We start from the raw sequence: 19553 nt of genomic DNA, 5'->3' as shown, positions 1-19553 counted from the left end.
CGAACTCAGGTTAAAATAATAGGTTGATCAGTTATTTTAAAGTATATGTCGAACATGATTAAACCAAAATTAATTATACACGGTGGGGCTGGTAGTTCTCTGAAGGGAAAAGGTGGATTAGAAGCCGTGAGAAAGTCTTTACATGATATTGTTTCGGAAGTTTATCAATTATTGTTGGAAGGAAAAAGCGCTACGGATGCGGTTATTAGGGGATGTCAGTTGTTAGAAGATAATCCTCGTTTTAATGCAGGAACTGGTTCTGTATTACAATCCGATGGTCAAATTAGAATGAGTGCTTCTTTGATGGATGGAGAAAAACAACGTTTTAGCGGTGTAATTAATGTTTCTAGGGTACAAAATCCCATTAATTTGGCTCAAAAGCTACAGGAAGAGGACGATCGAGTTTTATCTGACTATGGCAGTGCCGAATTATTACGAGAGTTAAATTTTCCTATATATGATCCTTTGACAGATTTAAGATTACATGAATGGATTGAGGAGAGAAAGGAGAATTTTACCAAAAAAATGGCAGGGGTTGTGGCTGAAACCGAGGCAGGTAGAGGCACGATCGGAGTTGTAGCGTTAGATACTCAAGGAAGAATTAGTGCTGGTACTTCTACTGGAGGAAAGGGTTTGGAAAGAATTGGTAGGGTAAGCGATTCAGCGATGCCGGCGGGAAATTATGCTAATGCCTACGCCGGGGTTAGTTGTACGGGTATCGGGGAGGATATTATTGACGAGTGTTTAGCGGCTAAAGTGGTGATTCGTACGGGAGATGGTTTATCTTTAGTGGAAGCGATGACAAAATCTATCACCGAAGCACAGGAAAATAAAAGGGATTTAGGTGCTATTTCCCTCGATCGACATGGTAATATTGTCTGGGGAAAAACCAGTGAAGTTTTATTAGCCGCTTATCACGATGGAAAAACTATTGGTGATTGCTTAGAATGGGATAATGATGATATTGTCGGCTCGATCGACAATTAACAATTAGCAATTAACAATTCTCAATTCTCCATTCTCAATTCTCCATTCTCAATTCTCAATTCTCCATTCTCAATTCTCCATTCTCCATTCTCAATTCTCAATTCTCCATTTTCAATTCTCAATTATTCATTATTCATTCTTCATTATTTAAACCATGTCCAGAGAATCAGAATTAGCACCCTCTTTACCACCAGCAGTACAGAAAGTTTCTACAAATTTACAGAGATGGGGATTTTGGAGTTTTTGGTTACAACTGGTTTTAGGAATTATCTCCACCGTCACCCTCTTATTTTCCATTCCTGCCTTATCCGAAAGTAAACAAAATCTTCAGGCGGTACAATTTGGGATCATATCTGCTTTTATTAGTATCGTGTTGTTAGTAGTAGCTCTTGTTTTATGCTATCGATATGGAAAAATCGGTAAAAAAATCCAAAATCGAGACCCAGCTATGCGCCCCAAAAAGTCTGAAACCATCCGTTTAATTCAATTTGGTTTAGTCTTTAACTTAGTGGGAATGCTTTTTGCCATTATTGGTGCTGAAACTCTCGTGGGCTTGGCTTTAGCTAAATCCTTGACTCTTTCTCCTCAGTTAATCGGTTCAAATCCTCAGCAGTTTGTTAACCCTTTGGATTTATTGATTATTCAAGCCAATACCAACACCATTGGCGCACATTTTGCAGGAATTGTTACTTCTTTAATCTTAATCAGTCGCATCAGCAATTAATCTGCTAATTAGGGCTTAAAACCTTACTAAAAAATTATTCACTAATTCATGACAGTTTCCTTCGATATATCTCTACTGGTAAGAGGTTGACGCTTAGAGTTTTGGTTTGGTTGTCCATTAGCAGATTCAGCTTCCTGACTCAACGTGATTTGAATTTTAGGACCAGAACTCGCTAATCTAATAATCATGCCATCTTTGACTAACACTTTATTGATTTTTTTGCCATTAATGAAAGTACCATTAGAACCAAGGCTGATTAATGCCCAATCTTCCCCTCTTGGTCTAATTTCGAGATGGTGACGAGAAACAACAGCACTATATAAGACTACTTCATTATCATTAGCCCGTCCAATTCTGATCACTGAATTAGGCTCAAAGTTCCATTTTTGAACTGCCACTGATTTGAGAGGATGTAATAAAGTTAAAGTAATCACCGACGTTTCATCTGAGTAAAGATTGCTAGTTTGGTTATAAGTCAAAAAGAATTAATTTACAAGTTTGACTCGATACACTATCATATTTTACCTGATTTGGTCATTTATGAGTCATATCGAATCAATCAATTATCCATTAAACTTTGACCTAAAATATTTTTTATTTGTTTGTAGGGTTTTTACCCTTCTTTGACTAATTACGATCGAAGTCTATTATCTTAGATAATTATTTTATAAGATTTTTTATTCTTTAACCTAAAACCTAAAACCTAAAACCTAACACCTCCTGTCATCTCAAAATTTTTTCATCATCCCCTAATTATTCCGCCCAATTTTGAGGTTTTAAGAACACTTCATATAGTTCTGCTTCGGGGGTATTCGGTTCAGGAGTGTAGCCGTATTCCCAACGCACAAGGGGAGGTAATGACATTAAAATTGATTCCGTTCTACCATTTGTTTGTAATCCGAAAATAGTTCCTCTATCATAAACTAAATTAAATTCAACGTATCTTCCTCGACGATACAATTGGAAATTACGTTCTCGATCGCCATATTCTGTATGTTGACGTTTTTCGGCAATAGGTACATAAGCAGGAAGAAAAGTGCGCCCACAGTCTTGAATGAAGGCGAATAAGTCTTCCCATGTACGATGTTTTTGAGGTGGTAAACCATTGCTATATTCAGCGGCAGATTTATCTTTATGAGGTCCTTTATACAACGCCCCTGTACCGTCTTGGTAGTCAAAGAACAGTCCCCCTACTCCTCTGGTTTCGTTGCGGTGTTTGAGGTAAAAATATTCATCACACCAACGCTTAAACACAGGATAATATTCGGGATTATGGCGATGGCACGTCTGTTTAAAGGTAGAATGAAAATGTTTAGCATCCTCAGCAAAAGGGTAGTAAGGAGTTAAATCTGCACCACCACCGAACCACCATACGGGACCTGCTTCAAAATAGCGATAATTAAGGTGTACCGTAGGGATATAAGGGTTTTTAGGATGCAATACCATGGATGTTCCCGTAGCATAAAAAGAATGCCCTTCCGCTTCTGGTCTTTGTTGTAAAATACTAGGAGGAAGATTATGTCCCCAAACTTCGGAAAAATTAACCCCACCTTGTTCAAATATATTACCATCGGTCATCACTCTCGATCGACCTCCTCCCCCTTCCTCTCTTTGCCAACTATCTTCCTTAAATTTACCCTTGCCGTCTAAGGCTTCTAAACCTGAACAGATTTCATCTTGCAGACTTTGCATAAATTGACTAACTCTAGTTTTTGCATCTTCAGGGGGTAAAGAAGGAGATTGATTGAGATTAGTTTCTGTAACTACCATATTTCTATAAAAATTGATTAAAATAACTTACAATTTACCAATCTAAACTGTGACAGTATCATTAGACTATGATTATTAGCAGATCTTAATATTTTGCAATAGAAAATGACACCAAAACTAACTAAAACTCCTGTGGTTTTTTCAGGAAGAAAACATTAATTATTTATCATCAAATTAGATACAACTAACATTGTTCGATCGTTTCCTAGGAAAAAAATTATTAATTCCTAATCTCTCATTCGTAATTCCTAATTTTTAAATTTTAATCATGATTTTAAGTTTTTCGTTTAAATTATTGGCAGGAGGAGGTAAATTATTATGTCAGTTTTCTCTTTATAAAACCTATCGAGTCGTAAGTAACGTACCAGTGGATATAGTATGGCGAAAATTAATCAACTTAGCCGATATGTCATGGCATCCTCTTTTTTCTCAAACGGATTTACCCAAAGGTTTAATTCCCAAACCGGGGTTAATTTTTCAAGCCGTCACCCGTTTAACTCCTATTCCCATTCGGATTTTTGTAGAAAATGTCAAGCCAAGAGAATTATTGAGTATTCGTTTATTGGCAATACCGGGGATTGAGCAAAGAATTACTTATCAAATCGAATCAACTCTTTGCGGTAGTTATATTTCTTATTCCATCACCTTAAGGGGGTGGCTTTCTCCTTTTATCTGGTGGATAATTAAACCTTATTCTATACGAGTAGCCGATGAATTAGTTAATGCGGCGGCGATAAAGTAAGTATAAGTACTCGATCTTCCGCCGTCGCTAAAGGAAAAGTGGTATGATAAAGAATCAAAACAGCCTATTTTTTCAAAAATTAATTTATATCAAAAAATAAAGGTGGGCAATGCCCACCCTACAAGTTATTATGCTACAGGTTGTTTGGTTTCCGCTTCTTTTGCTAAGAATTTTTCTAATTCAGTAAGTGCATCGGCATCTACTTTAGTCTGCATCGGACAGAATTTAGGTCCACACATAGAGCAAAATTCCGCTTCTTTATAAATATCCGCAGGTAATGTCTCATCATGGTATTCTCTGGCTCGATCGGGATCAAGAGATAACTCAAATTGACGATTCCAGTCGAAGTTATAACGAGCATGGGATAATTCATCATCTCGATCGCGCGCCCCCGGACGATGACGGGCAATATCCGCCGCATGAGCCGCAATTTTATACGCAATTAAGCCATTACGGACATCTTCCGCATTGGGTAAGCCTAAATGTTCTTTGGGAGTAACATAACACAACATTGCTGTACCGTACCAACCAGCCATAGCAGCACCGATGGCACTGGTAATATGATCATACCCCGGAGCAATATCAGTCACAAGAGGTCCTAAAACATAAAAAGGTGCTTCTGAACACTCCTCCATCTGTTTTTTGACATTAAACTCAATTTGATCCATCGGTACATGACCGGGTCCTTCTACCATCACCTGAACATCATGTTCCCACGCTCTGCGAGTTAATTGTCCTAAAGTTTTTAACTCCGCTAATTGTGCTTTATCAGAAGCATCATGGGTACAACCCGGACGTAAAGAATCCCCTAAACTAAAGGAAACATCGTATTTTTTGAAAATCTCGATAATTTCGTCAAAATGAGTGTAAAGGGGGTTTTGTTTGTGATGATGCAACATCCAACGGGCAATAATGCCACCGCCTCTGGACACAATACCAGTAATTCGATCGCGCACTAAGGGTAAATGTTCAATTAAAATCCCCGCATGAATGGTCATGTAGTCAACACCCTGTTGAGCGTGTTTTTCAATGATATGTAAAAAATCATCGGGGGTAAGTTTTTCAATGTTACCGTGAACACTCTCAAGAGCCTGATAAATGGGGACTGTACCGATGGGAATAGGAGAAGCCTTAATAATAGCGGTACGAATTTCATCTAAGTTACCACCTCCAGTGGACAAGTCCATTAAGGTATCAGCACCATATTTTACTGCTAAATGAAGTTTTGCCACTTCTTCATCAATATTAGAACTATTGGGAGATGCTCCAATATTGGCATTGACTTTACATTTTGAAGCAATTCCGATCGCCATGGGTTCAAGATTCGGGTGATTGATATTCGCAGGAATAATCATTCTTCCCCGTGCCACTTCTTCCCGAATTAAATCCACGGGAAGATTTTCTCTTTTGGCGACATAGTGCATTTCCTCGGTGATGACACCTTGACGAGCATAGTGCATCTGAGATACATTAGCTTGTCCCGTACGTTTTGCGATCCATTCTGTGCGCATATTTTATCCTCAATAAACAGCTTTCCTACGCTGGTATTACCCAGTCTCAGGTTCTAAGGGTTTTTCTCAGCCTAGTTTTTAGACACCCCTAGCTATGTAGAAAATTGTATCATTTTTTTATCCCTTAATGGGGATAATTTAGCGAGACATTTTATTCTTATTTTCTCATAAAAATCTCTCTGTCCACTTGTCAACCTGTCAACCTGTCCACTTGTCCACCTGTCCACTTGTCAACCTGTCAACCTGTCCACCTGTCCACCTGTCCACTTGTCCACCTGTCTTTTTTTACAGAGAGATTATTTCATCTTCTCGGAAATGGGCTTTAAATTTTTTGTCGAATTTGACGAGGTAAGGAAAATTTGCGCTGACGGGTCTTCCTTGCCATTCGGTTACAATTTCTATTAGTTCTCCTTCCATGCCTTGAATGTCAAAGGCTTCTTTTTTGTGTTGAGGATGATGATATACTAATACGGATTCTTGTACTTTAATGCGATCGCCTACTTTCATAGTGAAATTTTTAATAGTAAATTTGAATACAAAATATATGCCTAAAGGCAACTAACTTTATTATTTTTGCATACCTCGTCATCTGTGCAAACTTTAGCTTAAAAAAGTTAACACTAAAGCGGTTGCAAATTTTTCAAAAAATACTTCTTATTTTGAGAATATTTGCTAATATTAGTTAGTCTTTATCTAATCTTTGATTATATGTATGTTAGTCCACGATAACCTGCCACGCCGACAAAGTAATGTTGATGTTCAAAAAAAAGAGTCTGTGTCTTCTCGTAAGTTAACATCTACGGGAAAATTGTCTCGTCGGAAATATTCTTCTCGGGTTGTTAATTCACGTCTTGAGGAAAAAATATCCCATATTGAAAAGAAAAATAAACCTTTTTGGCTTCAAAGTTTAATGGTATTAGGTTATGGTTCTTCGGCTTTTTGTTATTTTAGTGTGGCGATCGCATTTGTGATGTATGGTATCACCGTATATGCACCAAAACAGTGGACAAGTAAATATCATCAATTACAAGAATTGCAAAAACAAGAGCGACAATTTAGTTTTACAGAAGAAATAATTAAGAATCAGTTAGCAGAATCAGCACAACAATCAGGATCGGGATTAGTTAACCCTGATCCGACTCAACCTCCGATTTTTTTACCCGATATGACCCCAAAACCGATAGAATTAGACAAGTCTGAGTCCGTTGAACCGAAACAGATACAGAAAATCACTCCTATTGCTTACTAATCGAAGATGAATGTCTTTAAATTTGATCTGAATAAATTTGTCCCTCAAAAAAATTGGTTATCCCAATCCTCCAGCCACCAATCTTCGTTAAATGTTGATTCTTTGGTAAGATTATTTGTAATTTGGTTAGTTTTAATCTTGAGTGCATCGGGTTTAATCTGGCGTTTATATCAGTTGCAAATTAAGGAAGGGGAAGACTTAGCAAAACAGGCAAAACAACAACAAACCTATAATTTTCGTCCGTATATCCCCCGTCGATCGATCGTCGATAGTCGGGGTAGTGTGGTGGCATTGGATAAGGTGGTTTATACGATTTATATTCATCCCAATATGTTGTCGAAATCGAAGGATATTGTAGCGGAAAAAATTGCTGAGATATTAGTCGATCGAGATAAAAATGAGATTTTAAAATTGTTAAACAGTAGGGATACTGGAGTTTTATTAGGAAAAACCATCACCGAAGATCAAGGAAATAAAATTAGACAACTGGGATTCGAGGGCATTGATTTAGAAAGACGTTATGCCCGTTTTTATCCCCAAGGAGAATTAATTGCGGATATTATCGGCTATGTGGACACAGAACACGCAGGACAAGCTGGAGTAGAATATAGTCAGGAAAAACTTTTAGAACGAGAACTTTCCACCATACAAATGACCTCTTTTGTCAAGGTAAAAAAAGATGGACAGGGAGCAATTATTCCCTCCTCTTTACCTCAAGGAGTAGTGGAATTAGATGATTTACAACTCAAACTAACCCTCGATTTACGTTTACAACGTGCCACTAGAGAGGCTTTAAAAAATCAACTGAAAAACTTTAAGGCGAAAAGAGGAGCAGTAATCGTTATGGATGTTCACACTGGTGCGATCGTCGCTTTAGCCTGTGAACCTACCTACAACCCTAATCAATACTCTCTTTATGACTTCGCTTTATACAAAAATTGGGCGGTTACGGACAGTTACGAACCGGGATCAACTTTTAAACCAATTCACGTCGCCATTGCCCTTGATGAAGGGGTAATCACCGATCGATCTCAAGTGTTAGATGCCGCTAGTACCGTTATTGATGGTTGGCCTATTGCTAACGCTTCTAAAACAGGAAAAGGTTGGGTAAGTATTACTAAAGCAATGGAAGTATCAAGCAATACCGCAATGATTCACATTGTCAAAAAAATAAGTAGAGCAAAGTATTACCAACGATTGGAAGAATTAGGCATGAATCGCTTAATGGGATTAGACTTACCTTTTGAAGCAACGGGGTATCTCAAACCTAAAGAAATTTTTACAGCTAGAGACATCGAACCAGCAGTTTCTTCTTTTGGGCAGGGGTTATCTTTAACTCCTCTTAAATTAGTGCAGTTACACGCTGCGATCGCCAATGGAGGAAAATTAGTTACACCCCATGTCATTGAAGGATTAGTTAATGCCCAAGGAGAATTAGAAACTATCCCTAAATTGGAAACAAAACAAGTATTTTCGGAAAGTTCTGCCAAAAGTGTAACTAAAATGATGGAGTCCGTAGTCGCCAACGGTACGGGAGCAGCAGCACATATAGACGGTTATCACATCGGGGGGAAAACAGGCACAGCCCAAAAACATGACGGTAGAGGAAGATACCAAGCTAACGCCAAAATTACCAGTTTTGTCTCGATTTTACCTACTAATGATCCCCAGTATGTAGTTTTAGCTGTGGTGGATGAACCTCAAGGGGGAAATACTTATGGCTCAACCGTGGCTGCCCCCATCGTTAAAGAGGTAATGAATGCCATCATCCGTATTAAGGGTATTCCTCCTTCTTATCCCATGGGCTTGAAAAAAGATAAGAAAAAATAATTGATGGATTTACACCAAAATAAATATAAAACTAACCATATAGATTTAGTTTTATCCCTCTAGGGGGGATTGAAAAAGATAATCATTCTCATCTACTATGGATCAGTGATTATTGTGAAGAGTTTTAAAACAGTGAAAAGTAAATTATTGATTAGTAGTATCTTATTAGGCTCGATCGTGCTTCCTAATGCAGTATTAGCATCCCCTGAAGATATTTTAGAGCAAATCGACAACTATCAACCCACAAACCATCAAGCGCAAGTAACTTCCGTTTCTCAATTGCGAGATGTTTCCCCTACGGATTGGGCTTTTGAAGCCCTCAGAAGTTTAGTCGAAAGGTATGGCTGTATTGTGGGGTATCCCGATCGAACCTTTAGGGGAAATCGTGCCTTGAGTCGTTATGAATTTGCCGCCGGGTTAAATGCTTGTATGCAACAAATGGAGCGTTTAATTGCCGCCAGTGAGTCGGTGATGAGAGAAGACATCGAGAAGCTAAAACGATTAATGGCAGAATTTGAGAGTGAATTAGCCACATTAGGAGCAAGAGTTGATAACCTAGAAGGTAGAGTTGCCTTTTTAGAAGATCATCAATTTTCTACTACCACTAAGTTAAGTGGAGAAGTTATCTTCGGATTAGCTAGTATTTTCAACGGGCAAAAAAACGGCGGTAGAGAAAGTATCGAACAAGTACCCGTTTTAGGTAATCGTACTAGAATAGAATTAAGTACCAGCTTTACTGGACAAGATTTACTCTACACCCGTTTAGCAACAGGTAATTTCCCTGATTTTAGCGTCCCAGCCAACACTCAACAAGCTAGTTTAGCATTCTCTCAACCCGATGACAATGACGTTGCGATCGAAGTCTTAAACTATAATTTTCCTATCAGTGAAAATATTACCCTCTGGTTAGAAGGTGCAGGAGGAGCATTTGATGACTTTACCAACACCTTGAGTATCCTAGACGGAGATGGTGGTAGTGGTGCAATATCCAGTTTTGGTACTCGTAACCTTGTATATTATCAAGGAGAAGGTGCAGGTTTAGCCCTAGAAGGTAAATTAGGGCAATTTGGTTGGAGTTTAGGCTACTTAGCCACCGATGGCAACAATCCCGAAAGAGGCAATGGTTTGTTTAATGGCGCTTATGGTATCTTAGGACAAGTGGGCTACTATCCTAACGATAACTTTGGTATAGCCTTCGCTTACGGGCAAGGATACAACACCTTTGGCATTGGAGAAAATACCCGCAGTTTTGCCGAGTTAATCGCTGATAGCCCCATCGATACCTCTCACAACACCTACGCTGTAACCATGTCATGGCAATTAGCCGAAAAATTTGTTTTAGGCGCATGGGGAGGATATTCTAATGTAAGAACCCTTAACAGTTTTTCTGATGGTATTGTTAACGTATCCCGTGGAAGTTCCGATTCTTGGTATTGGGCGGCAACTTTAGGTTTTCCAGACTTATTCAAAGAAGGAAGTTTAGGAGGTATTGTGGTGGGAATGCAACCATGGCAAACAAATTCTACCATTAGAAATAACGGCGTAAAATTAAGCAATGATGATACTTCTTTCCATATTGAGGCATTTTATGAATACGCCATCACCGATAACATTAAAATTACTCCAGGTGTAATGGTAGTAACCAATCCTTCTAACGATAGCCGAAATGATCCCCTTGTTATTGGAGCATTACGGACTACATTTACTTTTTAAACATTCATTTAGACTTCTCCAAAAAAGTAGGGTGGGCATTGCCCACCAATAGACATCTTAAAAAAAATTTTTTCCGAAACCTCGTAGTAAGGGCTTTAGCCCGTTTTTTAATAATTATTATGCGTAGCTTCTAAGTAAATCAGAATATTTCCATAATTCTGCATTAACATTGTTATCATGGAAATTCCTTATCTAATTTAAAATAATATGGTTGCTCAACTAGAAAAAACCACTAAATCAGAAATTATTTATCCTGACAGTGACGGTAAACCTATGGCAGATAATACCCTTCAGTTTCGTTGGATTACCACCATTAAAACTAATTTAGATTGGTTATTTGTCGATAATCCGCAAGTGTTTGTAGCGGGTGATTTACTTTGGTATCCCACCGAGGGTGATAATAAAAAACGAGTTGCCCCCGATGCTATGGTAGTATTTGGTAGAGAAAAAGGTGAACGTGGCTCATATCAACAATGGAAAGAAGATAATATTGCCCCTCAAGTCGTCTTTGAAATTCTCTCTCCGGGTAACACAACGAAGGAAATGTATGGCAAACTATTGTTTTATCAAAATCATGGAGTCGAGGAATATTACATTTATGATCCAGACATGAATGATTTAACGGGTTTTGTACGACAGGATAATATTTTACAAATGATTGAAAATATAGACGGTTGGGAAAGCCCCCGTTTAGGAATCCGTTTTGAGTTAAGTCAACCAGAGTTAAATATATACTATCCCAATGGCGATCGATTTTCTACTTATAATGAGGAAAAACAAAAAGTATTAGAGGAGAAAGAAAGAGCAGACAAAGAAAAAGAAAGGGCAGAAAAAGAAAAGGAAAGGGCTGATAAATTAGAGGCAAAATTAAGGGAATTAGGCATAAATTTAGAGGATATTAACTGATAATGTCTTCCCTATTAGATATTCGATGTAATAATGACTGGACTTTTAACAAAAAATATTTTTTATAGCAATCAGGAATCATTTGTGAGAAATAAATTATTAGAAAAAATATCGAAGATACGACTAATCTTGCCTTTTGCCTTTTGCCTTTTGCCTCTTGCCTTTGATGATAAGATAATTTTCACAACTCATAACTGACTGCTATATCTGTTTGTAACCTCAGTTCGAGATAAAATTTAGACGAAATCGATAAAATAATATTAAGATTTGACTAAAAAATATTATAAATTGATTTTTGAGATTGATTTACTAAATTTAATGAAGGTTTAAAAGCGTTTTTTCCCCCTTTTTCATCTCAATCAGTAGCTTGGGTTTCCAGACTAAATCAGCAAAGCCAGTATTTTTCTTTTTGCTACCCTTTTTAATAGCTTCTTCGTATTTTGCACCAGCTTCCAATGCACCATCATAACCAAATGCCTGAAAAAATCTATCTAAGAATATCTGCGCTTCTTTCCTTTCTTGTCCAGTTATATGTTGTTGACAAAAGGTAATAAATTTTTCGAGGTTATCTTGATGATTGCTTGTCATGGGAAGATGTAGAAAGTAGGCTATTTTGTATTATGAATTAATATTATCCCACATTCTATGATCAAGATATATCAAAGATAAGAGATACCTAGATTTTATTGATAATTTATATAGATAAATTTGTATCTCTTTAAAATTTTTATTGCTTAAAATTATTATCAAAAAGATTTTTTCTGCATTGAAAGAGATAGACTACTTTTGATCATACTTTTTAATAAAGGTTTACCTAATTTTACCGTTGCTGGTATTAAAACTGTACCCATCACGATCGCACTCAAGCCTAAAAGTGCAGTAGAATCGCCTTTTTGATGATCTTCCATCATTTCCTTGAGATGTAATGTTAAAACAGACTTATCCCAATGTACTAAAGCCATAACAATACCTTTTCAATTAATAAACTTTTCTTTCTAAATTATTGCATAAGATTTGCATTAAAACAAGAATATTTAAAAAATTAAGCAAAAATTAATAAAAATTAATTGCAATAATCTTGCAAAATCTTTAATCACGGCATTAAAATATAATTATAGAAAATTATTGAGAAAATTTTGCGGTAAAAGTTTTGGGAGAAAAACATGAAATCTCATAAATATACAAACAGTAGTAATTCATCAGGTTCGAGGAATAATTGGTTAAAATCCCTATTTAATAAGCCATCCACTCCTACCACAGAGAAAAAAGCTACCACCGAAATAGCCTTAGTGGGAATGCCAAATATGGGTAAAAGTGTTTTATTCAATGCCTTAACTGGGGTATATGTCACCGACGAAAATCACTTTAGTACAACAATGGAAAAATCGAGAGAAAAATGCAAAATTGAGGATAATAATTTTCTGTCATTGATAACCCCAGAATGTGCTCCTTATTACCGATTACCGAAGAAGAAAAAGTAGCTACAGACTTATTATTAAGTTTTATAACAAAATACTTATTAATATTTTGCAATTAGAAAGGAAGATTAAACAGATTTTTGTCAAAAAGAAAGAAGTTTTTGTTAAATTATTTTTACACATAGTCTCATGGCAGGAGTTTCTCAAGTTAAAATTATAGAGTCGATCGAACAATTAAAAACCCTGTTAAGTGAGCAAAAGACATCAGATAATTTTCAGAAAATTCAAGTATTGTATCTTCTCAAAAGCCAACAGGTAAAAACGATTACCGAAGTAGCATCAATCATCGGTAAACATCGAGTAACGATTCAATATTGGTTACGTTGTTATCAACAAGAGGGAATAGAGGAATTATTACAAGAGAAAAAGGGAGGAGGAAGAAAACCTTTTATTTCTCCTCAAATTATCGACAAATTGCGAGATAAACTGGATAAAAATACTGATTTTCAAAGTTATAAAGAAATTCAAAACTGGTTGAATAAAGAATTTCAATTAGGGGTTAGTTATGATGTGGTTTATTATTTAGTCAAAAAAAAACTTAAATATTCTCCAAAAAAATAAAATTACCTCAAGATGCCATAATTGCCAAAACAAAATTAACCAAATATTTATAAGAAGGAAAAATGATGAAATTTCAATTATTTACAACAGTTGCATTAAAAGAAAACATATCTCAATATAACTTATGGGAGGGAGATATTCCTAATATTGTGGAACATCATTTAGTGAAAAATGGTGAAGATAGTTACAGTTTAGAAGTATTTAATCCCATTGGTGAAACTATTGCAGTTATCACTGTTGCAGAATCAAAAATAGAATCTTTAAAGAAAAATGGGGTATTTTCTCAAAGAAGTTTACAACCTCTTTTAACCAATTAATTTTATCAGTGTTATGACATTAATAACTTATTATCATTAGAGTTATTATCAAAAAAAATTAGAAAAATTACTGGTATCTCTGAATCTGAATTGTTTGAGGGTAATTATTTTTATTTTTCCTTATCGGCTTCAAAAAATATCTTAGTCTTAAATTATAAGCCTATCTGTAAAGTCATTTTTCAAATTAATTAAAGTAACAATTTTTAACTGCAAAAAATAGTTAATAATAGGTTAAAATGGTAATTGATCTAATTTAAAAATCTTGCTAAAATAAAGAGAAGATAATCAAAAATTGTCATTGTTTATTGAGGAGTAATTAACTATTTAATTTACAAAATAGAGGTTTTTCATGTCCGATTCTTTTCCTTTGCCAGATTTAAAAGTGGGGGAGTAAAGCTATAGTAGCCAAAATTGAAACCCAAGAGGAAGATATGATTCGTCATTTAATGACAATAGAAGTTATTCAAGGAGTAGATATTTTATCAGAAAGTCGCTTTTCTTCTTGTGTAATGCAAGTGAGCAAAAGTCGGGTAGCATTAGATAAAAAAACTGTTAAAATTATCTCTGTTATTCAATCATAAGTTGAACTATTTTTCAGTAATTGAATATCAGTAAATATTATCTACTAACTATTAATAAATCATGGAGTAAAAGTCAATGTTAGATAAAATCAGAAATATGTATCAAGATGATCCTATTAAAACTATTGCTATCGGTGTTGGAGCAGTAATTCTCGCTCCTACTATAGCTTCCCTCCTCAAACCAGTGGCAAAAGCTACTATTAAAACTGGAGTAATTTTATACCAAAAAACTAAAGAAACTATCGCCGAAACTAGCGAACAAATTGGTGATTTAGTAGCAGAAGCGAAAGCCGAAGTTTTAGCAGAAGCAGAAAAAAAACAGGATACCATCACTGTTTCAAGTACTCCTTCTGATTAATATTTACTCTCCATAATTTACTAAGTCTTTTAAGTATAAATTATGGTTAAAATTTAGAAAATATAGCTATGATAGGGAGAAAATAAAATCATGGACAGTGCAACTTTAAGCGCAGAAAATTTAACTAATTCAGAATCAGTAAATAAAGAGCAAATTGCTACTTTTTTGAAAGAACATGAAGAAGTGGAAATGATTATTCCTGTGATGTTTGGTTTGTTTGTCACCAGTAGATTTCAGTTGCGTGGTGCAAATGCCTTATTAGTCAATTTAGGAGTCGCAACAGTATTTCGCCAATTATTTCGAGAGTTGAAAAAAACCTCGTCTTCGGAAGTAAAACAGGAAAAACCTCAGTCATCCTCAACGGCTAAAAAAGAGGAGGAAATGTCGATCGTCCATTCCGTTAATGGTAGAGTAAGATTAAGGATTCCCCAAGTAAAAGAGGATGCTTTATTTGCGAAACGTTTAGAAAGACTACTCAACAACGATGATAACGTTATCAGTGTCAGAATTAATCAAATAACAGCTTCCGTGGTGATTAATTACGATGCAGGAAGTCTCTCCGATTTAGATTTAGGTTTTAAATTAATAAGTATTATTGAGACAGCAAAAAGCGATAACATAACATAATTAATACCAAAGATTCAGATTATACCAGTCAGTTATGAATTATGACACTTTCTTTCTATTGTCAAACTTAACAATTACAGTGAATAAAAGAAAACTCATCTCATAAATCATTACTGATGAAAATATCATTATTTTTGGGTATATGTATATAAGGAGACATAAATCAATGATGACAACAGAAATTATCAATGAAAATCATACGGAAAAACAAACTTATGGTATTTTAATTCAGTATCAAGACAATGGATTAGTTAATGCCTGTGTTTTGGGTTGGCAAAATTGTCAAGTAACCGCAGAAAATAAACAAGAAGCATTGCAACAGTTACAACAACTGTTAAGCATTAATGAAAACAATCAAGAAATCGTCTCCTTAGAAGTGAAAAAATCTCAAAAAGAAAATCCTTGGCTTAAATTTGCGGGAATGTTTAAAGATGATTTATTATTCGATGAAATGCAGGATTTTATTACGGAAGAAAGAAGAAAAGAGAAAGAAAAATTAGAAGTTGAATATGTTGAATTAACTTCTCCAGAATAAAATAATGACACTTTATATTTTAGATACGGATACTATTTCTTTATTTCAAAGAAATCATCCCGTAATTGTTAGCAAAATTAAGGGGATAGAATTTGCAAATATAACTACCACAATAATAACAGTAGAAGAGCAATTAAAAGGACGGCTTAACTCTATCCAAAAAGCTAAATCACAACCTATTATATCGACAGCTTATCGTAACTTAAAATTAACCATTCATTTTTTTGACAGTATTACTGTTTTAGATTTTGATGAAAATGCCTATAATATTTTTCAAGATTTAAAATCTATTCGTATTGGTAGTCAAGATTTGAGAATCAGTAGTATTGCCTTAGCTTTTGGAGGTGTTGTAGTGACACGCAATCAAAAAGATTTTTCTAAAATACCTAATTTACAAATACAAGATTGGACATTATCTAATAATTAAAATAATTACTAAATTAATAGTTTAATCTCATTATCAACTAATATTTTTCTCTAATTTTCTTCTTACTATTTGTTAAAGATTTTGAGGACAAATTTTTCTAGCTAATTTACTATTTTTCCCATTAAAAATATCTTCTGTAGCAAGATTTTTAAAAGATTTAATCATAATAACATATTATCACGGTTTCCATGCTATTAACTAACTATACAAGTCTTAATTCTATTTCTCCTGATAACACTGATTATTCTCTTATTCATGCTATCAAGGGAAGAATCCGCCTCCGCACTCCCCTTTTAACAAAGGCTTTACAAGATGATTGGGAAAAACGTTTAGGGGTGATAGAAGGAGTTAAAAGTTATCGTTTTAATGTATTGGCTTCTTGTGTGGTTATTCATTATCGAGAAGAAATATCTCTTAATTTGTTTTTAAATGATCTCTTTTTAGGGTATAATTTGGATCAGAATGGGATAACTTTGTCAAATTTTGGGGAATCGTCTCCCAATGCTTCGGAAAATAATGGCATTGATGAAAATACCCCTAATGATAATAGTCAGAGTAAGGAAGACGATCGAGCTTCTTGGTCAAGTTTAACTTTACCTTTAATCTCCACAGGTTTAGCTATAGTTGCCAATGGTTTCCCTTCTTCTTTAATCACCTTTTTAGCTAGAAGTGCCTTAGTTACTGCCAGTTTGCCCGTTGCCACTAGGGCGATGGAAAGTATTTTTATCCATCGTAAACTCAATATCGACTGTCTCGATTTAATGGCTTTGGTGTTGAGTGGTTTACAGGGTAAGTTATTAACTCCTTCTCTTGTGATTACCCTTCATGAGTTAGGGGATTTGATTAGGGAATATACCGCTCGATCGACGGAGCAAAAAACTGCTAATCTATTGGATACCATCGGGCGTTTTGCATGGGTAGAAAGAGAAGGCAAAATTATTTCAATCAAAAGCGATGAGGTAATAGCAGGGGAAATCGTCATCGTCTATCCGGGGGAACGCATCCCCGTTGATGGTATAGTAACATCTGGAGAGGCAACCGTTGACCAACAACAACTCACGGGAGAATCGATGCCCATCGTTGCCCAAATTGGTACTTATGTCTATGCCTCCACTTTACTTCGATCGGGTAAAATAAAGATACAATCGGAAAGGATAGGCACTCAAACAAGGGCGGCGGCGAGTATTGAGTTATTAGAAAAAGCCCCAGTCCATGATACCAGAATGGCGAACTATGCGGCAAAATTAGCCGATAAGTTGATTATCCCCTCCATGATATTAGCAGGAATTGTCTTCGCTACCACCAAAGACCCCACTCGCACCGCCTCCATTTTAACTCTCGATTTCGTTACTGGTATCCGTGTTTCCATGCCAACGGCTTTCTTAGGTGCATTAAATCACACTACCCGTCACGGTATTTTAGTTAGAAGTGGGCGCACGATGGAATTATTAGGGGAAATTGATACTATCGTTTTCGATAAAACTGGCACTCTCACGGAGGGAAATATAAAAGTCGTGGGAGTCGTAACCGTTAATGATAATATCACCCCTGATAGATTATTGCAGTTAGCGGTGTCTGCGGAACAACGAATTACTCATCCCGTGGCGGAGGCGATCGTCAACTATGGTAAACTGAAGAAAATCGACATTTTACCTCGTCATAGTTGGGATTATAGCGTAGGTTCGGGCATGACGGCAGAAATTGACGGTTTAACGGTAATTGTGGGAAGTGAAAAGTTTTTACGCTCTCAGGGAGTAAGTTTTGCTAATATTTCTCAAAATCAAGATAAATTAGACGTTTTAGAGGGGTTATCTTTCGTTTATGTCGCCTGTGATGGTGAATTAATAGGTTATCTCGAATATACTGATCCCTTACGCCCAGAAAGTGCTAGTTTGTTGTATGAGTTGCAAAATATTTTCGGGATGGAGTTACATTTGCTAACTGGGGATAATCAAACAAGGGCGCATCAGGTGGCAAAAACCCTCAGTATTCCCACAAATCAAGTCCATGCTGACGCTTTTCCAGAAGATAAGGCGAAAATTGTCAGAAACTTGAGTAGAGGCGGTAAAACGGTGGCTTTCGTGGGAGATGGTTTAAATGATTCCGTTGCTTTAGCTTATGCTGATGTATCTATATCTTTCGCTGATGGTTCGGATATAGCACGGGAAACGGCGGATGTCGTCTTAATGAATAATGATCTTACTAGCATTATAGAGGCAATTTCGATCGCTAAACAAACTCAAAATCTCATTGAACAGAATACCATGTTAGTAGTTGCCCCCAATCTCATCGGCTTGGGTTTTGCTTCTACCATCGGTTTAAACCCCTTACTCGCTACTATAATCCATAATGGCACTGCGATCGTCGCTGGTTTAAATAGTTTACGCCCCTTAGTGCAACATCAGCTAGAAACGAAAAATTAAGTTTTTTAAAAAACGTAAAAAAAACAAAAATACTATTGACAATATTTCTAAAAATTTGTTATAATTAAAGTATAATAAAACAGCCATCCTTTTCTTGACCCTTAGCGGTCAGGGGAGGGGTGGCTTGTGCATTTTTTTGTAGGACTAAAAAACGATTATTGTTTGTTGCCCAGTTGGTGAGGGTAGTCGAATCATTGCCTCCAGCCTATCTTCACCAGTCAACTTAGATGCGTCTTAGCTTAGTATGATGTTAAGTTGTTGGTTGATCTTTTTTGTCATTAGTCAATATTAAACACTATTAATTAATAGAAAAATATCCCTAAAATATATCTTTAAATTTTGAGAAAACTTGACCATGAAATCTCTTATCTTCAACATATTTAATTACTCAAGGTATAAATGGATGTTGAGAATTTTTATACTTATTGAGCAAATCGATCGAACGTTCACCTAAGTTTATAATTAAAGCACTGATGAAGTCAAGATAAAGGAAAAATCCCTTAACTGTTTTACGATCATCGTCATGTTTACAGTATGCGCTAGGATCATCAAGAGATTCTACCGACATTAACAGTATATCGATATGAGCTAAGTTTACGACTTTGACGATCGAACCTAAAAAGTGATTTGATACATTATTGGATATAAATTGTAAAAAGACTTCTGTTATATAAAACTTACTCATAGTTACCTATGACGTTTACTTCTTGCTTCTACCAGTCAAGTCGGCTTGATACTGTCCACAAGCGTTGATTCGGGTGTAACCCACCCTACTTTTATTATTCTAATTAATTGATTAATCTTGAATAATAAC

General features: G+C 35.8%; 22 protein-coding genes, 1 pseudogene and 1 riboswitch. Of the genes and pseudogenes, 16 read left to right on the top strand and 7 right to left on the bottom strand.

Annotated features, from left to right (window positions below; translation table 11 throughout):
• Positions 1-45 precede the first annotated feature (45 nt).
• Entirely contained in the window at positions 46-987 is a 942-nt protein-coding gene (locus SYN6308_RS10540; protein ID WP_026102024.1) for an isoaspartyl peptidase/L-asparaginase, read from the top strand.
• Positions 988-1141: 154 nt separating this feature from the next.
• The gene (locus tag SYN6308_RS10535) at positions 1142-1711 is read left to right on the top strand and encodes a DUF3611 family protein (protein WP_017294403.1); all 570 of its coding nucleotides are present in this window, start codon (positions 1142-1144) and stop codon (positions 1709-1711) included.
• A gap of 41 nt (positions 1712-1752) precedes the next feature.
• Here SYN6308_RS10535 and SYN6308_RS10530 read toward each other — a convergent pair whose 3' ends face one another.
• Complete coding sequence (locus tag SYN6308_RS10530; RefSeq protein ID WP_017294402.1) at positions 1753-2145, bottom strand: FHA domain-containing protein; 393 nt, start codon at positions 2143-2145, stop codon at positions 1753-1755.
• A 319-nt stretch (positions 2146-2464) separates the two neighbouring features.
• Positions 2465-3481, bottom strand: a complete 1017-nt coding sequence (hemF, locus tag SYN6308_RS10525; protein ID WP_017294401.1) for an oxygen-dependent coproporphyrinogen oxidase — start codon at positions 3479-3481, stop codon at positions 2465-2467.
• A gap of 268 nt (positions 3482-3749) precedes the next feature.
• Between hemF and SYN6308_RS10520 the strand changes: the two genes are divergently transcribed.
• The gene (locus SYN6308_RS10520; protein ID WP_017294400.1) at positions 3750-4223 is read left to right on the top strand and encodes an SRPBCC family protein; all 474 of its coding nucleotides are present in this window, start codon (positions 3750-3752) and stop codon (positions 4221-4223) included.
• Between the two features lie 128 nt (positions 4224-4351).
• Here SYN6308_RS10520 and thiC read toward each other — a convergent pair whose 3' ends face one another.
• A complete protein-coding gene (gene thiC, locus SYN6308_RS10515) occupies positions 4352-5734 on the bottom strand; it encodes a phosphomethylpyrimidine synthase (RefSeq protein ID WP_017294399.1) in 1383 nt (460 codons plus the stop codon).
• A gap of 5 nt (positions 5735-5739) precedes the next feature.
• Positions 5740-5834: riboswitch (TPP riboswitch) on the bottom strand.
• 185 nt (positions 5835-6019) lie between these two features.
• On the bottom strand, positions 6020-6241 hold the full coding sequence (locus tag SYN6308_RS10510) for a ferredoxin-thioredoxin reductase variable chain (RefSeq protein WP_017294398.1): 222 nt from the start codon (positions 6239-6241) through the stop codon (positions 6020-6022).
• Between the two features lie 205 nt (positions 6242-6446).
• Here SYN6308_RS10510 and SYN6308_RS23375 point away from each other — a divergent pair, with 205 nt between their 5' ends.
• From SYN6308_RS23375 to SYN6308_RS10490, 4 genes are all read left to right on the top strand, one after another.
• Entirely contained in the window at positions 6447-6983 is a 537-nt protein-coding gene (locus SYN6308_RS23375) for a hypothetical protein (RefSeq protein WP_017294397.1), read from the top strand.
• Between the two features lie 102 nt (positions 6984-7085).
• Positions 7086-8813, top strand: coding sequence for a peptidoglycan D,D-transpeptidase FtsI family protein (locus SYN6308_RS10500; RefSeq protein WP_237741282.1), 1728 nt, complete (start codon positions 7086-7088; stop codon positions 8811-8813).
• Positions 8814-8918: 105 nt separating this feature from the next.
• Entirely contained in the window at positions 8919-10526 is a 1608-nt protein-coding gene (locus SYN6308_RS10495; RefSeq protein ID WP_017294395.1) for an iron uptake porin, read from the top strand.
• Positions 10527-10733: 207 nt separating this feature from the next.
• A complete protein-coding gene (locus SYN6308_RS10490) occupies positions 10734-11432 on the top strand; it encodes a Uma2 family endonuclease (protein ID WP_017294394.1) in 699 nt (232 codons plus the stop codon).
• A 345-nt stretch (positions 11433-11777) separates the two neighbouring features.
• On the opposite strand, the pseudogene SYN6308_RS10485 reads toward SYN6308_RS10490, so the two are convergent.
• Positions 11778-12020 (bottom strand): annotated as a pseudogene (locus SYN6308_RS10485) (type IIL restriction-modification enzyme MmeI); the annotation flags it as partial.
• Between the two features lie 158 nt (positions 12021-12178).
• On the bottom strand, positions 12179-12394 hold the full coding sequence (locus SYN6308_RS10480) for a hypothetical protein (protein WP_017294392.1): 216 nt from the start codon (positions 12392-12394) through the stop codon (positions 12179-12181).
• 201 nt (positions 12395-12595) lie between these two features.
• Here SYN6308_RS10480 and SYN6308_RS22270 point away from each other — a divergent pair, with 201 nt between their 5' ends.
• The 9 genes from SYN6308_RS22270 (at position 12596) to SYN6308_RS10430 (ending at position 18739) form a co-directional block, all read left to right on the top strand.
• The gene (locus SYN6308_RS22270) at positions 12596-12913 is read left to right on the top strand and encodes a FeoB small GTPase domain-containing protein (protein WP_052312599.1); all 318 of its coding nucleotides are present in this window, start codon (positions 12596-12598) and stop codon (positions 12911-12913) included.
• 126 nt (positions 12914-13039) lie between these two features.
• The gene (locus tag SYN6308_RS10470) at positions 13040-13471 is read left to right on the top strand and encodes a helix-turn-helix domain-containing protein (RefSeq protein ID WP_017294391.1); all 432 of its coding nucleotides are present in this window, start codon (positions 13040-13042) and stop codon (positions 13469-13471) included.
• A 62-nt stretch (positions 13472-13533) separates the two neighbouring features.
• On the top strand, positions 13534-13788 hold the full coding sequence (locus SYN6308_RS10465; RefSeq protein ID WP_237741281.1) for a DUF4926 domain-containing protein: 255 nt from the start codon (positions 13534-13536) through the stop codon (positions 13786-13788).
• A gap of 431 nt (positions 13789-14219) precedes the next feature.
• Complete coding sequence (locus SYN6308_RS24880; RefSeq protein ID WP_017294389.1) at positions 14220-14369, top strand: hypothetical protein; 150 nt, start codon at positions 14220-14222, stop codon at positions 14367-14369.
• Positions 14370-14445: 76 nt separating this feature from the next.
• The gene (locus SYN6308_RS10455) at positions 14446-14727 is read left to right on the top strand and encodes a DUF5132 domain-containing protein (protein ID WP_017294388.1); all 282 of its coding nucleotides are present in this window, start codon (positions 14446-14448) and stop codon (positions 14725-14727) included.
• Between the two features lie 90 nt (positions 14728-14817).
• Complete coding sequence (locus SYN6308_RS10450) at positions 14818-15354, top strand: HMA2 domain-containing protein (RefSeq protein WP_017294387.1); 537 nt, start codon at positions 14818-14820, stop codon at positions 15352-15354.
• A gap of 166 nt (positions 15355-15520) precedes the next feature.
• Complete coding sequence (locus SYN6308_RS10445) at positions 15521-15889, top strand: type II toxin-antitoxin system HicB family antitoxin (RefSeq protein ID WP_144051427.1); 369 nt, start codon at positions 15521-15523, stop codon at positions 15887-15889.
• Between the two features lie 4 nt (positions 15890-15893).
• Complete coding sequence (locus SYN6308_RS10440; RefSeq protein WP_017294385.1) at positions 15894-16316, top strand: type II toxin-antitoxin system VapC family toxin; 423 nt, start codon at positions 15894-15896, stop codon at positions 16314-16316.
• Between the two features lie 188 nt (positions 16317-16504).
• Positions 16505-18739, top strand: coding sequence for a heavy metal translocating P-type ATPase (locus SYN6308_RS10430; protein ID WP_017294383.1), 2235 nt, complete (start codon positions 16505-16507; stop codon positions 18737-18739).
• A gap of 388 nt (positions 18740-19127) precedes the next feature.
• On the opposite strand, the gene SYN6308_RS10425 is transcribed toward SYN6308_RS10430, so the two are convergent.
• On the bottom strand, positions 19128-19424 hold the full coding sequence (locus SYN6308_RS10425; RefSeq protein WP_017294382.1) for a hypothetical protein: 297 nt from the start codon (positions 19422-19424) through the stop codon (positions 19128-19130).
• Positions 19425-19553 lie beyond the last annotated feature (129 nt).

This window comes from Geminocystis herdmanii PCC 6308, from assembly GCF_000332235.1.
Classification (GTDB): Bacteria; Cyanobacteriota; Cyanobacteriia; order Cyanobacteriales; family Cyanobacteriaceae; genus Geminocystis; species Geminocystis herdmanii.
This window is presented reverse-complemented; position numbering and strand designations above follow the sequence as displayed.

Bases quoted from the DNA above. Each gene is read 5' to 3' on its own strand.
- SYN6308_RS10445 (WP_144051427.1), top strand. From the start codon at position 15,521: ATGATGACAACAGAAATTATCAATGAAAATCATACGGAAAAACAAACT.
- hemF (WP_017294401.1), bottom strand. From the start codon at position 3,481: ATGGTAGTTACAGAAACTAATCTCAATCAATCTCCTTCTTTACCCCCT.
- SYN6308_RS10540 (WP_026102024.1), top strand. From the start codon at position 46: ATGTCGAACATGATTAAACCAAAATTAATTATACACGGTGGGGCTGGT.
- SYN6308_RS10480 (WP_017294392.1), bottom strand. From the start codon at position 12,394: ATGGCTTTAGTACATTGGGATAAGTCTGTTTTAACATTACATCTCAAG.
- SYN6308_RS10535 (WP_017294403.1), top strand. From the start codon at position 1,142: ATGTCCAGAGAATCAGAATTAGCACCCTCTTTACCACCAGCAGTACAG.
- SYN6308_RS23375 (WP_017294397.1), top strand. From the start codon at position 6,447: ATGTTAGTCCACGATAACCTGCCACGCCGACAAAGTAATGTTGATGTT.
- SYN6308_RS10455 (WP_017294388.1), top strand. From the start codon at position 14,446: ATGTTAGATAAAATCAGAAATATGTATCAAGATGATCCTATTAAAACT.
- SYN6308_RS10510 (WP_017294398.1), bottom strand. From the start codon at position 6,241: ATGAAAGTAGGCGATCGCATTAAAGTACAAGAATCCGTATTAGTATAT.
- SYN6308_RS22270 (WP_052312599.1), top strand. From the start codon at position 12,596: ATGAAATCTCATAAATATACAAACAGTAGTAATTCATCAGGTTCGAGG.
- SYN6308_RS10490 (WP_017294394.1), top strand. From the start codon at position 10,734: ATGGTTGCTCAACTAGAAAAAACCACTAAATCAGAAATTATTTATCCT.
- SYN6308_RS10470 (WP_017294391.1), top strand. From the start codon at position 13,040: ATGGCAGGAGTTTCTCAAGTTAAAATTATAGAGTCGATCGAACAATTA.
- SYN6308_RS10430 (WP_017294383.1), top strand. From the start codon at position 16,505: ATGCTATTAACTAACTATACAAGTCTTAATTCTATTTCTCCTGATAAC.
- thiC (WP_017294399.1), bottom strand. From the start codon at position 5,734: ATGCGCACAGAATGGATCGCAAAACGTACGGGACAAGCTAATGTATCT.
- SYN6308_RS10520 (WP_017294400.1), top strand. From the start codon at position 3,750: ATGATTTTAAGTTTTTCGTTTAAATTATTGGCAGGAGGAGGTAAATTA.
- SYN6308_RS10465 (WP_237741281.1), top strand. From the start codon at position 13,534: ATGATGAAATTTCAATTATTTACAACAGTTGCATTAAAAGAAAACATA.
- SYN6308_RS24880 (WP_017294389.1), top strand. From the start codon at position 14,220: ATGATTCGTCATTTAATGACAATAGAAGTTATTCAAGGAGTAGATATT.
- SYN6308_RS10450 (WP_017294387.1), top strand. From the start codon at position 14,818: ATGGACAGTGCAACTTTAAGCGCAGAAAATTTAACTAATTCAGAATCA.
- SYN6308_RS10425 (WP_017294382.1), bottom strand. From the start codon at position 19,424: ATGAGTAAGTTTTATATAACAGAAGTCTTTTTACAATTTATATCCAAT.
- SYN6308_RS10440 (WP_017294385.1), top strand. From the start codon at position 15,894: ATGACACTTTATATTTTAGATACGGATACTATTTCTTTATTTCAAAGA.